Origin of the sequence: Rhodobacter capsulatus SB 1003 (assembly GCF_000021865.1) — a bacterium.
GTDB classification, from domain to species: Bacteria; Pseudomonadota; Alphaproteobacteria; order Rhodobacterales; family Rhodobacteraceae; genus Rhodobacter; species Rhodobacter capsulatus_B.
In genome coordinates this window covers 2,250,983-2,265,485 of record NC_014034.1, presented here as the reverse complement: position 1 = coordinate 2,265,485, position 14,503 = coordinate 2,250,983, and the positions used below count along the sequence as shown (strand labels likewise).

At 61.2% G+C, this 14,503-nt stretch carries 12 protein-coding genes, 1 tRNA gene and 6 pseudogenes; 9 read left to right on the top strand and 10 right to left on the bottom strand.

Features of this window, described 5'->3' with window-relative positions; genetic code table 11:
* Positions 1–272 precede the first annotated feature (272 nt).
* The 3 genes and pseudogenes from RCAP_RS20220 to tnpA all read left to right on the top strand — a co-directional run bounded on the left by RCAP_RS20220 (position 273) and on the right by tnpA (position 3,676).
* Positions 273–2,570: an NACHT domain-containing protein gene (locus RCAP_RS20220; RefSeq protein WP_013067815.1), complete on the top strand. Its 2,298-nt coding sequence runs from the start codon at positions 273–275 to the stop codon at positions 2,568–2,570.
* A 166-nt stretch (positions 2,571–2,736) separates the two neighbouring features.
* Positions 2,737–3,181 (top strand): annotated as a pseudogene (locus tag RCAP_RS18955) (transposase); the annotation flags it as partial.
* Between the two features lie 144 nt (positions 3,182–3,325).
* Positions 3,326–3,676 carry an IS66-like element accessory protein TnpA gene (gene tnpA / locus RCAP_RS10425; protein ID WP_238530193.1) on the top strand — a complete coding sequence of 117 codons (351 nt, stop codon included), beginning with the start codon at positions 3,326–3,328 and terminating at the stop codon, positions 3,674–3,676.
* 213 nt (positions 3,677–3,889) lie between these two features.
* On the opposite strand, the pseudogene RCAP_RS10420 reads toward tnpA, so the two are convergent.
* A pseudogene (locus tag RCAP_RS10420) lies at positions 3,890–4,336 on the bottom strand (IS66 family transposase); the annotation flags it as partial.
* A 149-nt stretch (positions 4,337–4,485) separates the two neighbouring features.
* Between RCAP_RS10420 and RCAP_RS10415 the strand changes: the two are divergent.
* Positions 4,486–5,213, top strand: a pseudogene (locus RCAP_RS10415) (transposase); the annotation flags it as partial.
* A 254-nt stretch (positions 5,214–5,467) separates the two neighbouring features.
* Here RCAP_RS10415 and RCAP_RS10410 read toward each other — a convergent pair.
* Positions 5,468–6,751: an IS110 family RNA-guided transposase gene (locus RCAP_RS10410; protein WP_013067811.1), complete on the bottom strand. Its 1,284-nt coding sequence runs from the start codon at positions 6,749–6,751 to the stop codon at positions 5,468–5,470.
* A 135-nt stretch (positions 6,752–6,886) separates the two neighbouring features.
* Between RCAP_RS10410 and RCAP_RS10405 the strand changes: the two are divergent.
* The 4 genes and pseudogenes from RCAP_RS10405 to RCAP_RS10390 form a co-directional block, all read left to right on the top strand.
* Positions 6,887–7,237, top strand: a pseudogene (locus RCAP_RS10405) (integrase core domain-containing protein); the annotation flags it as partial.
* Positions 7,238–7,299: 62 nt separating this feature from the next.
* Positions 7,300–7,485, top strand: coding sequence for a hypothetical protein (locus RCAP_RS10400; protein WP_013067810.1), 186 nt, complete (start codon positions 7,300–7,302; stop codon positions 7,483–7,485).
* 248 nt (positions 7,486–7,733) lie between these two features.
* Positions 7,734–7,910, top strand: a complete 177-nt coding sequence (gene tnpB, locus RCAP_RS19800; RefSeq protein WP_080514609.1) for an IS66 family insertion sequence element accessory protein TnpB — start codon at positions 7,734–7,736, stop codon at positions 7,908–7,910.
* Between the two features lie 79 nt (positions 7,911–7,989).
* Positions 7,990–8,955 (top strand): annotated as a pseudogene (locus RCAP_RS10390) (transposase); the annotation flags it as partial.
* Positions 8,956–9,018: 63 nt separating this feature from the next.
* Here the strand turns inward: RCAP_RS10390 and RCAP_RS19325 are convergent.
* The 4 genes and pseudogenes from RCAP_RS19325 to RCAP_RS18520 all read right to left on the bottom strand — a co-directional run.
* Positions 9,019–9,648 (bottom strand): DDE-type integrase/transposase/recombinase, encoded by a 630-nt coding sequence (locus RCAP_RS19325; protein ID WP_202944286.1) that lies wholly within the window; start codon positions 9,646–9,648, stop codon positions 9,019–9,021.
* A 42-nt stretch (positions 9,649–9,690) separates the two neighbouring features.
* Positions 9,691–9,957 carry a hypothetical protein gene (locus tag RCAP_RS19620; RefSeq protein WP_157834370.1) on the bottom strand — a complete coding sequence of 89 codons (267 nt, stop codon included), beginning with the start codon at positions 9,955–9,957 and terminating at the stop codon, positions 9,691–9,693.
* Complete coding sequence (locus RCAP_RS10380; protein WP_013067809.1) at positions 9,954–10,310, bottom strand: DUF1153 domain-containing protein; 357 nt, start codon at positions 10,308–10,310, stop codon at positions 9,954–9,956. The genes RCAP_RS19620 and RCAP_RS10380 overlap by 4 nt, the downstream gene beginning before the upstream one ends.
* A gap of 36 nt (positions 10,311–10,346) precedes the next feature.
* Positions 10,347–10,589: pseudogene (locus tag RCAP_RS18520) on the bottom strand (IS110 family transposase); the annotation flags it as partial.
* Positions 10,590–10,739: 150 nt separating this feature from the next.
* Between RCAP_RS18520 and RCAP_RS10365 the strand changes: the two are divergent.
* Entirely contained in the window at positions 10,740–11,837 is a 1,098-nt protein-coding gene (locus RCAP_RS10365) for a tyrosine-type recombinase/integrase (protein ID WP_037091491.1), read from the top strand.
* 26 nt (positions 11,838–11,863) lie between these two features.
* On the opposite strand, the gene RCAP_RS10360 is transcribed toward RCAP_RS10365, so the two are convergent.
* From RCAP_RS10360 to RCAP_RS10345, 4 genes are all read right to left on the bottom strand, one after another.
* A tRNA-Ile gene (locus RCAP_RS10360) sits at positions 11,864–11,938 on the bottom strand.
* Between the two features lie 90 nt (positions 11,939–12,028).
* Positions 12,029–13,078 carry a threonine aldolase family protein gene (locus RCAP_RS10355; protein WP_013067806.1) on the bottom strand — a complete coding sequence of 350 codons (1,050 nt, stop codon included), beginning with the start codon at positions 13,076–13,078 and terminating at the stop codon, positions 12,029–12,031.
* Positions 13,079–13,528, bottom strand: coding sequence for a YcgN family cysteine cluster protein (locus RCAP_RS10350; RefSeq protein ID WP_013067805.1), 450 nt, complete (start codon positions 13,526–13,528; stop codon positions 13,079–13,081).
* A 42-nt stretch (positions 13,529–13,570) separates the two neighbouring features.
* On the bottom strand, positions 13,571–14,494 hold the full coding sequence (locus RCAP_RS10345) for a bifunctional riboflavin kinase/FAD synthetase (protein ID WP_013067804.1): 924 nt from the start codon (positions 14,492–14,494) through the stop codon (positions 13,571–13,573).
* Positions 14,495–14,503 lie beyond the last annotated feature (9 nt).

The window sequence follows — 14,503 nt, the reverse complement described above, 5'->3', positions numbered from 1 at the left end:
CTGGCGGCCTCTAGTCAGAGCGGACCGGAGAGATCAGCAGCAGGTACAGGGCAAGGTCCCCGAGGCTTGCGTTACGCCGAACGTTTGCAAGATCATCCTATCTGCGCGGAGTAGTAATTGGTTAATTAGTGTGTTTCATTGCGCTTGAAAAGTTACACACAAAGCGCCACTTAATCCTCTATGTGGGGTTTATAATAATTTGAATAGAAGTACAGACTCATTGCGTTCAACTTGAAGATCATGCATGCTGAACAGCAGAGTTTGGAGGTGTGATGCCTGATTTTGTATGTGATACACAGAATTCCACTGAATTTGAGGCGTCGGTCCGACAGGTCACACGACAGCTTTATAGGCATAGCGATTCAACTGGCTCCATCAAGCTCGACGGGCGAGAACGTGATGAAATAATCGACACCGGAACCGAACTTATCGTAGTGGAGGCGACGCAGTCTAGAAAGCTATCGAAGACTGAGTACGACTTGAGCAAAAGTATCGATCTCGTCAAAAAACTCCGAGGTTCAAATAATTTTTCTGAATATAATTTCCGTATCATGCTTGTGACCGCGGAAGACCCCACCGCAGATCAAGCTGCTCATGTAAAGTCAGCGAAGGCTGGTTGCCCAAAAGAGATAATATCATTCACGACATTATTTTCAAGGTTGTTTGATGCCAGACATTACATTCGAATCCGTGGCGATCACTCGTTCGGCAGCGTTAGAAATCCAGCGAACGAGTCTGATCACAGGGTTCCACCCTCTGAGTACATTCCTACAGCGCTAAGTCGTGAAAATACTGGAGAATCCATTCGTGCATCGGACCTAGCTGCAAGAATAGAAAGTGGTGGGCAGTATGTGATTTATGGAGACTACGGTTCCGGAAAGAGCATGACGCTGCGCGATATATATTTTAGAGTTCGCGATAGATTTGCGTCTGGAGATATTATCAGATGCCCAATTTACTTGAATCTTCGGGAGCATATCGCGCAAACTCAACCTGATGAGGCACTTTACCGACATGCAGAGAAAGTCGGCTTCCCTGAACCCCACAGCTTGATATCCGCTTGGCGTGCAGGCTTCGTTACTTTGTTCCTCGATGGGTTCGACGAGTTAACGCCACCTCAGTTTGCATCTTCAGCTCTCACGCTTCGACAAGCGCGCCGCTTTGCAGTTGAACTCGTTCGGAGGTTTATAGAGCAAACCCCTTCTGAGGCTCCTATTATCATTGCCGGACGAGAAAGCTACTTTGATGGACGTGAAGAAGCCAAGAGTGCACTTGGTTACAATTCAGCCTCGCAAGTATTTGATCTCGCCGGCTTTACAGATAGTGATATTGAAAAATTTCTTAAGGCCAAAGGAACTATGTTGCCGGGTTGGCTTCCTACTCGCCCACTCTTGTTAGGCTACCTAGCGAATGCCGGATTACTAAAGGGAGAGGACGAGGCGTTAGCGCTTTCACCCAGTAGCGGCTGGGAGCAGATGCTTCATCGAGTATGCGCTCGCGAAGTTAGCCAAGTATGGGGGGTAGGCTTTGAAGCTAGTGATCTCCGTCTTTTCATTGAAGGTTTGGCGACACGTGCTCGCAAGTCTCCAGATGGACGTGGTCTGCAAGATAGCGATTTGCGAAGCGTATTCAGGAAGGTTTTTGGACGTGATACGGATGAACCCGCCAATCTTTTAACTTGTCGTTTGCCTGGGCTAGGGTCAGTTCCTGGACGTCCCGGAGCCCGCGAGTTTATTGATGCTGATTTTGCTGATGCAGCAGCGAGTGGTGATCTAAGCCGTTACATCGAAGCTCCTTTCGTTATGAAATCATCTTTGGATAATGTGTCGGTGGCTTTGCGCGAACTCGGGAGGGAGATGGTTGCGTCGCGCACAGATGATGCTATTTCCAGGGTCTCGATTGCGTTGCTTAAAGCAAGTGACCGTTCTGAGTTGGCGACGACATGCGCAGACCTAATCTCGATCTTAATGGATCACCAACTTAGCTATAGCGGGGCACCGTTAACTATCCAAGATGCGAACTTTGGAACTGTAACTGTGGATCCCGAGTTGGATTTCTCAAAGATATCCTTCGCGAGGTGTATTTTTGACACCATAGAGCTCGGTCGATCGAGTGCGGCAAAAGATGCAAGCAATTTCCCTCGGTTCCACGACTGTCTTATCGGAAAGATTGAGGGGGCGGCATCCCAGAGCGATGTTCCTGCTGGTATTTTGACCGGCACATCATCGGTTGAGCAGTACGCGACATTTACCGCTACGAATGATGCCGTGATGCGCTCGCCGCTCAAAGACGAAGTTAAAGTCTTGCTTACTATATTGCGAAAACTTTTCATACAAAGTGGAACTGGAAGACAGTACAGCGCCTTGCGTCGGGGGCTTCCTGCGAGTTTGACAAAACATGTCGAGCCGATTGTCGTTGTAATAAAAGCAGAAGGATACGCTCAGGATGTTTATATTGATCGCCGCACAATTCTTATACCAAATAGAACCAAAAACGCCGATGCGCTTGCGATCATCAATGGTCCAAACACTTCCACTTCATCTTTGATGGCAAAGGTTAAAGCTTTGTAAATTAGGCTGGCAGCTTTTGTGATTTAGGTGGGTCAAAATTTTTAAAAATAACCCGCGTCCTTTGTTCCTTTACTGAGTCGAGATTTTGCTAAAATTTGTGACCTGCCCCCCGGAAGTTCCCTCGCCGTGATGTAGCGTCTGCCCAACCTGAGAAGGAGCAGACTAAATGAGGAAAAGACGGTTCACCGAGGCGCAGATCATCGGGATGATCAAAGAGCAGGAGGCCGGTTTGCCGACTTCCGAGCTTTGCCGGAAGCATGGGCTCAGCCCCGCGACCTTCTACAAGCTGAAGGCCAAGTATGGTGGGATGGATTTGTCCGATGCCAAGCAGCTGACGCAGTTTGAGGAAGAGAACGCCAAGCTGAAGCGCCTGGTGGCGGATGTGATGCTGGATCGAGCCAGTGTGGCGCCATTGGTTCAAGCCCAATGGCGAGGGTCGTGCCGAAGGATCTCTTGGGAAAGCCCTGACGACGCCGATGCAACGGCGGGACGCGGTGCTGCGGGCGATGAAGGGGCATCCGATCTCTCAACGCCGGGCCTGCGTCCTGATCGGTGTCGATCCGAAGACGGTGCGGCGTGAACACCCGCCCGACAATCCGGAGATCCGTAAGCGCCCGGCCATCGCCCTCGTTGCTTGAGGCTCGATGTCATCCGAGATGACGCCCGTAACAACGGAGGCGTCGATGGATAGCGACATACAAACTTACGTAAGTTCTCACAGTGATGATCCTGGATACGCCGGGCGTATCGACATCGTGACGGGGCCGACCGGTCGCCGTCGCTGGCCCGAACATGTGAAGGCGGCAATGGTGCTCGAGACCTTTCGGGACGGGGTGACGGTGGCCGACGTGGCGCGGCGTCATGGGGTTTCGGCGCCGCAATTGCATGCCTGGCGTCGGGCTGCGCGCGAGGGGCTTTTGCCGATGCCGGAGGATGATGCCCTCGGGCTTGTGCCGATCGTGGTGAGCGGGGGCGCCGTACCGGGTGATCGGCCCGAGACCAGCTTGCAGCTGGAGATTGTCGGGGTGCGGATCCTTGTGCCGACCGGCTTCGACGCGGCGCATCTTGGCCGGGTGGTTGCGGCGCTGCGGGAGACATCGTCGTGATCCTGCCGGGCGGGGTCACCCGCGCCTATCTGGCGACGCGTCCGGTGGACTTCCGCAATGACGAGGGACCGTGGCCCCGGTGGGGCCGCGTAAGCCCGAGGAACACGCGGGGCTCGCGCTGGTCGTGCAGAACGTGCTCGGCCACGATCCCTACAATGGCGCGGTGTATCTGTTCGTAAGCGCCCGCTCATCACCCTTTGCCTAGCGGCTTGACTATTCTCGGAAGTTCCAGGGCATCAGCGCGGCGATATCGCTTTGCATGTGCTGGTCTAGGATCTTGCGGAGCGTGGCGGCGATATAGGCCTCGGGGTTGATGCCATTGAGGCGGCAGGTGCCGATCAGCGAGGCGATGCGGGCCCAGGTTTTCGCCCCGTCATCGGAGCCCGCAAAGAGCGCGTTTTTCCTCGTCAGCGGAATCGGACGGATCGCGTTTTCGACGCCGTTGGTGTCCATTTCGAGCCGACCGTCGTCCAGGAACCGGGTCAGCCCCGCCCAACGTTTCAGACCGTATCGGATGTGCCGCGTCAGTTCGTTCGTCGAGGAAAGCTGCTGCAGGCAGCCCTCGAGCCAAGGCCGCAGGGCCTCGACGATCGGCCTGGAGAACCTCTGCCGGATTTTCACGCGCGTGGCCGGGTCACGGCCGCGGATTTCCTTTTCGATGTGACCTGCCTCCCGGAAGTTCCCTCAATCTGATGTAGAGTCTGCCCAACCTTAAGGAGCAGACGAATGCGAAAGAGCCGTTTCACCGATGAGGAGGGGACCGTGGCCCCTGATGGGGCCGCGTAAGCCCCGACGAACAGATTATCGGGATGATCAAAGAGCAGCAGGCCGGTTTGCCGACCTCCGAGCTTTGCCGTAAGCACGGTTTGAGCCCTGCGACGTTCTACAAGCTGAAGGCCAAGTATGGCGGGATGGACCTTTCGGACGCCAATCGGCTCAAGCAGCTCGAGGCCGAGAACGCGAAGCTGAAGCGCCTGGTGGCGGATGTGATGCTGGATCGAGCCATTGTGGCGCCATTGGTTCAAGCCCAATGGCGAGGCCGGAAATCCGTGAGGCGATGCACGAGATCGTCGAGAAGCGCCGTCGCTTCGGCTATCGGCGCGTCGGCATCCTGCTCGAGCGCAAGGGCATGATCATGAACGAAATCGTAGCCCGTCAAGCAAACGATCCGGGGGATCGTTTGTAGGGCGGAGGGCTCTACCGGATTTACCGGGAAGAAGGCCTGTCGGTGCGACGCCGTCGTGCTCGCAAACGGGCACGTGGCAGCCGCACACCAATGCCGGTGCCGCTGCGGCCGAACCAGCGCGGGTCGCTGGACCCTCGCCATGGTCACTCGGACCGGTGGCGTTCCCATGGCTCGATGTCCGACACGTTCGGGGCCTGCCGAAAGTTCCGCATCCTCGCCGTGAACGACGACTGCTGCCGCGAAAACCTCGCCCTGATTGCCGACACCAGCATCTCCGGCGCACGGGTCGCACGCGAATTGGACGCCTTGGTCCGGATCTATGGAAAACCCGCCTGCATCGTTTCTGACAACGTCCTATGTTGGGAACGATTTGCCGTTTGAGGCATCAGATCACGGGGCATCCGAGCGACCGGATACCTGTTGAATAGTTGCCCAGGCGGGCTCCGCCGTCAAGAAGTGGTCTCTTCCATAGCAAATACAGGGTCGGCCTGATTGCCGCCCTCACCGTCCTCAAGACGAGATCCGAAATCCCAAGCGGACAGAGGAGGATCAGGGAACGATCCGGGGGATCGTTTCCCCGACGATGGCGAACATTATCTACGAGGTCAGGAAGCTGCCTCCACGGCTCTACAGAGAGGGGTCCTTCCGCCTGGGCTCGCCCCCTCGAAGAAGGGGCGATAGGGTTCGCCGGACTTGATCACGGCGTGAATGGTGCGCGCCATCTTGGCGGCGATGGCAGTATAGGCCTTGCGCCGAAGATCCGGGTTGTGCCGGTCCTGCGCGATGTATCGCTCGAACTTGTCGCGGAAGCTGTTGGCGGGCTTTAGCACGGCGGCCTGACTGGCCAGCCAGAGTGTGCGACGCAGGCGGGCGTTGCCATACTTCGAGATCTTGCTTCGTCCGCGGAACACACCGGATTGCACCGTCGCCAGGTCCATGCCGCAGAACTTCAGAAACTGGCGGTGATGGCGAAAGCGGCGCAGATCACCGGCTTCGGCCAGAACGGCCAGCGCATTGACAGGCCCGATCCCGGGTATCGTGCGCAGCAGTTGATAATCTGGATGGTCGGCCAGCAGCTCTGTCGCACGGTCCTCAATGGCGTTGCGCTGCTGAACAAGGCTGCGTCCCTGCGCCAAAACGAGACGGAACATCCGGATTGCATCGGAGTCTGGCGCGACGGGCAAACCCACGGAAGTCTTTGATGTCTCGTAGATATCCGCCAATAGCGCCGCCTTGGCGACGCGGCGACCAATCACCGGCCAGGCAGCCTCTATGAAGGCGTCCTTGTCCATGGCGGTGATCATGTAAGGAGATGGAAAGGCCTCAAGTAACGCCAAGAACCAGTCTCCACGAGAACTGCGATGGAACCGGTCCGCCTCGGGAAAATACAGGGGCAGGTAATGGGTCAGGATACGATGCCACAGTTCTGTCTTCGACCGCGCGACCATCTCGTAGGTCTTTGACAGTTCCTGGATGTCGCAAGTGCCGACGACCAGCGGGTCGTGAAAGACTTGAACTGCCCCGATCTCCAGCATCCGCAGGATGACCTGCGCATCCTTGGGATCGTTCTTGTCCCAGCTGTTGTGCAACGCTTCTCGCGTGCGGGCGAGAGCGACGGAAGAGACGAGCTTCAGATCGAATCCCGCGGCCCCGAGGGCGAACATCAGCGCCCGGTGGTAGTTGCCCGTCGCCTCGAAGCCGATGGTGACCGGTAGGCCATAATCAAGCAAAGCAGCGATCAGACGGCGATAATCCTCGGCGGTGTTCAGCACCGTCATCCGGCGGCGCCGCGTCTTGCCCGGGACGGCAATCAGCACCTCGTGCCGGTGTTTGGAAATGTCGATGCCTACCAGAACACGGGCATCCGAAGTATGCTCAACCTTGGCCATAGCCGGTCTCCTCTGTGGTGTGGTTCGCAAAACCACCATAGAGACCTGAGCCCTGGTTATGGCCGCCTGGCTCGCGCAATTTTGGAGGCTGCGCAGACGGCCATAACCTTCAACGGCGCGTCATTACCAACATGCTATGGCACCGAGTTTACCAGCAAGGCCATCCTGAAATGGGCGAACGTCAACAAGGTGGAGTGGCACTACATCGACCCCGGCAAGCCGCAGCAAAACGGCTTCATCGAGAGCTTCAACGGCAGTCTACGCGACGAATGCCTCAACGAGGAGATCTTCGACAGCCTCGCCGATGCCCGGCGCACCTTGGCCTTGTGGCGCTACGACTACAACCACATCAGGCCGCATTCCTCGCTGGGCAATCAGACCCCGGCAGAAGCGCGCCGAGCGCTTGAGCAATCTGAGGGCTCCGCGCCCGGCGCGCTTGCCCAACCCGAAACCGACCACTATCAACCCCAAGGACTCTCGTTATGACTGAGGGACGACCGGGGGGCAGGTCATCGTGGCACACACTTGCCCGGCAGGGGCGGCTGGTTTTGCCCGCCCCCGAAGATCCTGAGGAATTCGCGGCGCTGATGGTGGCACCGCAGAACGATGTTCCGCAGCCGGGGAGCAACTCCGGCCCCGAGATCGTGATGGGGGCGGTCATCGTCCGGTTGGAACCCGGTGCTTCGGTCGAGCGAATTGCCGCTGTCGTGCGCGCCCTGGTCGCCGGGACATGATCTTTCCTTCGAACCGGGTGCGGATCATGGTGGCGACGCAGCCGATCGCTCGCCATTGGGCTTGAACCAATGGCGCCAATGGCTCGCTTCGCAAGGGCCACGACAGCCTGGCAGCACTTGTGAAGAACGCGCTGCGGAAAGACCCGTTCACGGGCACCGTGTTTTGTGTTCCGCGCCCGCAAGGCCGATCGGCTGAAGCTGCTCTACTGGGACGATGAGCCATTGAAACGCAATTGGTCCGAGAGACAATGGCGAATGGGCTGGTGATGGCTTACAAACGGCTTGAGCAGCACAGCTTTACCTGGCCGGCGGTCAAGGACGGCATGATGATGCTGAGCCATGCCCAGTTCGAGGCGCTGTTTGCCGGGCTCGACTGGCGGCGGGTGCGGGCCCTTGATGTGCGGGCGCCCGAGGCGGTCGAATGAGGGCGCAAATGCTGCGGCCAGATGACTCTCCCCGCGCTTTGCGCGGGCATTTGCGGGGGGGGCGTGGTAGGTTTCTGCCATGCCCGAGACCGCTGATCTGCTTGAGGAAATCGCTGCCCTGAGGGCGCGTCTGAACACCGCGGAGGCACGCGATCAGCGCAAGGACGAGCGGATCGCCAGATTGGAAAAGCTGGTCGCCGCCTTCCGGCAGGCGGCCCTTGGACGACGCTCCGAGAAGAGCGATCCGGATCAGTTCGAGCTGGCGCTCGAGGATCTGGAAACCGCCATCGCCGTGATCCACGCCGAGGAAGACGCGGACAACCGATCGGCCAGGCGCCCGGAAAAGCCGCGGGCCGCCAATCGCGGTGCGCTGCCGAAACACCTGCCGCGCATCGAGGAGATGATCGAGCCCGTAAGCCTGACCTGCGCCTGCGGTGCTCGCCATGGTTCTTGAACCAGTGGCGCACCCTGGCTCGCTCTGCATCGCATCGGCGAAGATGTCTCGGAACGGCTCGACATCATTCTCGCGCAGTTCCGCGTCCTCGTCACGCGTCGGCCCAAGTGAGGGCCTGACTGCCATTGGTTCGAAGGAGGGCCCGAACGCCTGCCGGTCCTGCACCGATGGCGTGGTGCAGGCGCCCGCCCCGGATCGGCTGATCCCGGGGGGCCTGCCAAGTGAGGCCCTGGTTGCCCATGTGCTGGTCTCGAAATACGCCGATCACCTGCCATTGTATCGCCAGGCGCAGATCTACGCCCGGCAGGACATCGATCTCGACCGCTCCACACTGGCCGATTGGGTCGGCCGGGCTGCCTTTGAACTCCGGCCGGTGTTTGACGCGTTGATTGCCGATCTGAAGCGGTCAACCAAGCTCTTCATGGAGTTCGAGGGGACCGTGGCCCTGATGGGGCCGCGTAAGCCCCGAAGAACACGCGTGCCCCGGTGCTCGATCCGGGGGCCAGGAAAACCAAAACCGGATACTTCTGGGCGCTGGCCCGCGACGACCGCCCTTGGGGCGGCACGGCGCCGCCTGGGGTGGCCTTCACCTAAGCACCGGGCCGTGGCGGGCAACATGCCGAGCGTGTATTGCCCCATCTGAATCTGCTCAAGTTAAGCCGCTAATCTGAATGCCTCGACAGGCGTCGCCCGGCAAGGGCCTGATGAGGGCGGCGGTGGTTGTTGAGTGAGGCCGCGATCGCCATGGGTCCGAGAGAGCGGCCGAACGATCCAGTCGCCGATGACGCGGTTGGCGTGCTGGATGCTCTCGAAGCGGTGGCGGTGAATGCATTGCGCCTTGAGCGTCCGGATGACGCGCTCCACCATGCCGTTTTGTTGCGGGCAATGCGGGGTGATGAACTCCTGTTTCAGGCCATAGCTGCGCACCAGAGCCGTGAAGTGGCGACTGGTAAAAATCAGACCATTGTCAGACCGCAGCAGGAACGCCCGGTTGACCCGGCCAAGCGTTCCGAACCGGCGGATCAGGGCATGTTCAGGCGCGGCGCTGGCGGTCGTGGCCTTGCCGGAGCGCGACAGGTGCCAGCTCAGGAGTTCGCGCCTGTGGCAATCGATCACCAAGGCGAGCGACGCCCAGCCGTCCTTGCCGGTCCAGACCCGCGCCTGATCCGTCGACCAGCGCTCGTTCGGTGCGGTGGCGACCGAAGGCACCGCCTCGATCCGCGGCCGCATGCCGATGGCGCGCTTGCGCACCTGCCAGCCCTTGATCTGAAAGATCCGCTGCACCGTCGTTCGGCCCGCTCACTCGGACCAATGGCGTTCGGGGCCTCACTGTTGCACCCGAGCAACCACGCCACGGTGCGGTAGCCGAACGAGGGTGTCGTCGGGAAAACGCCCCACTGGGGCCTTTTCTGATCCTCCTCCATCCTCGATCATCGCCTTGATCGGGACCGCGAACCGGTCATCAACTTTGGGCGCTGCTTTGGTCGGCCTATCATAGACCGTGCGCCGCGGCACGCCGAACCAGGTGCAAAGCTTGGCGATCAACACCGCAATACCATCGGCCAGCAGGCCCTCATGGAGCGTCCGGATCATTGGTTCGGGGCGGCGCTTGAACCGGTGGCACGCTCGCCCCTCACTCCATCCCGCTCCATGAGGGCCGCCAGCTTTTTTCGGGCACGCAATTCCAGCATCGCCTCGCCATAGGCTTCTTGCAGATCCTGGAGCTGCTTTTCGTAGTGCTCGCGAATGTCGAGAGGGTTGGCGCGCAAGGAATTCTCCATGCCCCGCTTCGCGTCCTCGACCCGGCCCTCGATCTCGGAAGGTGTCAGGTCAAACGACCGGCTCGCCTCGGCCACCGTCGTCTTGCCCTGAATGATCTCGGTCACCAAGGCGGTCTTCCGCTTCGCCGTCCAACGTTTGATGCTGTCGTCCATCGTCATACTCATGGCCACGTTCTCCTTTGTAGCATGAGCAGGATTTCACTGGGTCAATGCAGTGCAGATCGCCTCGGCATCGGCGGCGTCGGTTTTGCCCCGCTTGACGAAGGGCTTGACGTAAGAGGGCGGGATCAGCCGCACCTGATGGCCGAACTTCGTCAGCTGCCGCGCCCAATGATGCGCCCCGGCACAGGCTTCCATGCCGATCAGGCATGGGGAAAGGCGCGAGAAGAACAGCAGCATCTGTGCCCGCCGGACCTGGCGCCGGATCACAACCGCGCCCGAGGCGGCGCATTACCTTGGCGTCTCTGAAAGCACCTTGCGACTGCTGGAGATCCCGCGCCGAAAGCTGGGGGCGAAACGTCTTTACGACCGCTTCGACCTTGACGCCTTCGCCTCGGCGCTGCCCATTGAGGGCGAGAGCGAAGGGGAAACGGCATGCGATCACCTGTTTGGGGTGTCCAGTTGAAGGGCGTCCGGCGCCAGCGTCGCGGCGAGCGCGTGGTGAAATATCACCGCGCCAGCGGCATCCGCTTGCCGGATCTGCCCGAGACGCACCCGGATTTCGTCGCCGCTTGGGCAGCGGCCGAGGCCAGCCTGACCGGCCCCGCCGCCCTTGCGCGCAAGGCGCCGGTCGCCGCGGGAACGCTTGCCGCCGCGATCCGTGCCGAAAAAACCAGCCGTCCGTTTGCCGAGCTGTCGAGCCTTTATCAGTCGATCCTGCGCAAGGATTTCGACGCGATGGAAGCCGCCTATGGCACGGCGCCGCTCAAGGGGCTGCGGTCACGCCATATCGAGGCCGATCTCGACAAGCTTTCCGCCGATGCCGCGAACAAGCGCCTCAAGGCGTGGCGGCGGGTGATGGGCGGCGCCCGGCGGCGCGGCGAGATCGAGTCCGACCCGTCGATCGAGGTCAGGCGCATCAAGGTCAAGACCGAGGGCTTTCCCGCCTGGACGCAGGACGAGGTCGAACAGTTCCGCGCCCGCTGGCCGATCGGCACCGTGCAGCGCGCCTGTTTCGAGCTGGTCTGCTGGACCGGCGCGCGGACGAATGACGCAGTGCGCCTTGGCCCGTGCAACATCGACCACGGCGGCGTGCTGAGCTACCGGCAGAGCAAGACCGCCAATCCGGCGATGGTGCCCTGGTCCAATCCGCTGCCGGGCTATGCTGCGGCCTGGGCGGCCGAGCGCGAGACCGTCAAGGCGGCGCTGGCCTGTCTCTCGGGCGGTTTCACCTTCCTTGAGGCGAACGGGCGTGTGCGATCGGTGAAAGGGCTTGGCAATGTGATCAGCGAGGCCGCGCGCGGGGCAGGAGTCGAAAAATCCGCCCATGGCCTGCGCAAATACCGCCTCACCGCGATCGCGGAAGCGGGTGGATCGGCGCATGCGATCATGGCCTGGGGCGGGCATCAGACGCTGGTCGAGGCCGAGCATTACACCCGCGCGGCAGATCGTCGGCGACTCGTCATGGGGGTGGAACAAGGCGGGAACGTTGTATCACCCCGCAGCCCTGATACAAAAACGGCAAAAAAGTGAATGACTTCAATGCCGTTTTGGGGATGTGGTAGGCCCGGAGGACTCGAACCCCCAACCAAGGCGTTATGAGCGCCCGGCTCTGACCATTGAGCTACAGGCCCCCAGAGTGCGGCAAGGTCTAGGCGGGACGGGCGGAACCGTCAAGCACCGGAATGGGGCAGGGGGCTGGCCCGCCGACGCCCCGCCACGGTTCAGCGCAGATGTGCCAAAAACGCGTCGATCTCGGCCTCGGTCGTGTCCCAGGTCGTCACCATCCGCGCGGCAAGCGGTACCTCGCCCGGGCCGTCAAGCGACTGATCGAAGGGCCAGAGGTAATAGGACGCCCCCGCCGCATGAACTGCGCGATGGGCGGCGCGGGGGAAGGCGGCGAAGACCTCGTTCGCCTGTGTCGGATGGGTCAGCGAGGCCCCGGGCACAGCGGCAATGCCCTGCGAGAGCCGCGTGGCCATCGCATTTGCCTGCCGGGCCAGCCGCAGCCACAGATCGCCCTCGAGGTAAGCCGCCATCTGCGCCGCAAGGAAGCGGTGCTTCGAAAACAGATGCCCGCCGCGCTTGCGGCGCAGCTCGAATTCCCAGGCGCGGGCGGGATCGAAGATCACCACCGCCTCGACCCCCATGCAGCCGTTCTTGGTGCCGCCAAAGCTGAGCACATCGACCCCGGCCTTCCAGGTCACCTCGGCCGGGGTGCAGCCCAGGCTGACCAGCGCATTGGCAAACCGCGCCCCATCCATGTGCACGGGCAGCTTGTACTCCCGCGCCACCGCCGTCAGCGCCGCCACCTCGGCGGGGGTGTAGATCGTGCCCGCCTCGGTCGCATTGGTCAGCGAGACCATGCCGCGCTGCACGTTATGCACGCCCGCCCGCGCGGTATGCGCAATCGCCGCGCGCAGACCGGCCGCGTCCATCTTCGCATGGGGCCCGTCGACCAGCACCAGCTTGGAGCCGCCGGTGTAGAATTCGGGGGCGCCGCATTCGTCTTCCTCGATATGGGCGTTGCGGTGACAGAAAATCGCCCCCCAGGGCTGGGTCAGCACCGCACAGGAGAGCGCATTCGCCGCCGTGCCCGTCGCCACCAGATAGACCACGGCCTGCGGCGCCTCGAAAATCTCGCGCAGATGCTCGACCACCGCGCCGCTGAGCGGATCGGCGCCATAAGAGGCCACATGGCCCGCATTCGCCGCCGCCAAAGCCGCCATGATCTCGGGCGCGACGCCCGCGGTGTTGTCCGACGCAAACTGCATTCAGAGATCCTCGATGATGTAGTCCTGCCAGTCTTCCTCCGGCACCTCGGCCTCGGAGACGGTCCAGCCGCGCACCGATTGCCCCGCATCATGCACCGTCTCGGGATCGCCCGAAATCAGATAATGCCAGGGCTCCAGCGGCCTGCCCTCGTAGCGCAGCCGATAGGCGCAGGTCGCGGGCATCCAATAGACGCTTTTCTTCAGCGATTTCGGCGTCAGCCGCACGCATTCGGGCACGAATTGATGCCGGATCTCGTAGTTGCGGCAGCGGCAGCTTTCGCCGTCAAGCAGACGACAGGCGACGCGGGTGAATTCCAGCTCGCCGGTGTCTTCATATTCCAGCTTGTTCAGACAGCATTTGCCGCAGCCGTCGCAAAGCGCCTCCCATTCGGCGGGGGTCAGCCTGGTCAGCGGCAGGGTCCAGAACAGGGGGCGCAAGTTACTACTCATCGCGCGAAAGGTGACTCGGATTTGGGCATCAGGGAAGTCACTTCAGGCTGTGCGCAGGATCTCGCGCGCGGTTTCGCAATCGGCTGCCATCTGTTTCATCAGGGCGGGCAGGCCGTCGAACTTCATTTCCGGGCGCAGATACTCGACCAGCGCGACGGAAAGATGCTGGCCGTAAAGATCGCCTTCGAAATCAAACAGGAAAGTCTCCAGATTGGGGGCGTTTTCGCCAAACATCGGCCGCACGCCAAGGCTGGCCGCGCCAAAGTATGCCCCCGCCTGCGGCCCGGTCAGCACATCGACCTTGACCGCATAGACGCCGAGCTTGGGCAGATGCAGCCGCGCCACCGACATGTTCGCGGTCGGAAAGCCCAGGTCGCGGCCGCGCTTGTCGCCGTGCATCACCTCGCCCTCGATCCGGTGCAGGTGACCGAGCATCTTCGCCGCATCGCGCACCCGCCCCTCGGCCAGCGCCTTGCGGATATTGGTCGAGGAGACCTCGATCCCGTCGATGTGCAGAAGCGGCGCCACCGTGACGTCAAAGCCCAGGCGTTGACCCAGCGCGATCAGCTCGGCCGTGCCCGCCGCGCGGCCCTTGCCAAAGCGGAAATCGCCCCCCACCGTGACATGGGCGACGCCCAGCCCCTCGGCCAGCACCTTGCCTGCGAAGGTCTCGGGGTCCATCCCCGCCAGCTCGGGGCCGAAGGGCAGCTCGTAAAGCCGCGTCACGCCCAGTTTCGCCAGCCGGTGTTCGCGGGCTTCGGCATTCATCAGCCGGAACGGCGCGGCCTCGGGGGCAAAGACCTCGCGCGGATGGGGTTCAAAGGTGATGATGCCCAAAGGCTCGCGGCCGCGGGCCAGGTCGATCACCGATTGATGCCCCAGATGCACCCCGTCGAAATTGCCCATCGCCACCGAGGCGCCGCGCGCCTCGGGCGAAAGCCCCGTCCAGTGGGTATAGGTCTGCATGCCCGGTCT

Coding starts and splice junctions, on each gene's coding strand:
- RCAP_RS20220 (WP_013067815.1), top strand. CDS start 273: ATGCCTGATTTTGTATGTGATACACAGAATTCCACTGAATTTGAGGCG.
- RCAP_RS10410 (WP_013067811.1), bottom strand. CDS start 6,751: ATGGCCAAGGTTGAGCATACTTCGGATGCCCGTGTTCTGGTAGGCATC.
- tnpB (WP_080514609.1), top strand. CDS start 7,734: ATGGCGAATGGGCTGGTGATGGCTTACAAACGGCTTGAGCAGCACAGC.
- RCAP_RS19620 (WP_157834370.1), bottom strand. CDS start 9,957: ATGATCCGGACGCTCCATGAGGGCCTGCTGGCCGATGGTATTGCGGTG.
- RCAP_RS10380 (WP_013067809.1), bottom strand. CDS start 10,310: ATGAGTATGACGATGGACGACAGCATCAAACGTTGGACGGCGAAGCGG.
- RCAP_RS10365 (WP_037091491.1), top strand. CDS start 10,740: ATGCGATCACCTGTTTGGGGTGTCCAGTTGAAGGGCGTCCGGCGCCAG.
- RCAP_RS10355 (WP_013067806.1), bottom strand. CDS start 13,078: ATGCAGTTTGCGTCGGACAACACCGCGGGCGTCGCGCCCGAGATCATG.
- RCAP_RS10350 (WP_013067805.1), bottom strand. CDS start 13,528: ATGAGTAGTAACTTGCGCCCCCTGTTCTGGACCCTGCCGCTGACCAGG.
- RCAP_RS10345 (WP_013067804.1), bottom strand. CDS start 14,494: ATGCAGACCTATACCCACTGGACGGGGCTTTCGCCCGAGGCGCGCGGC.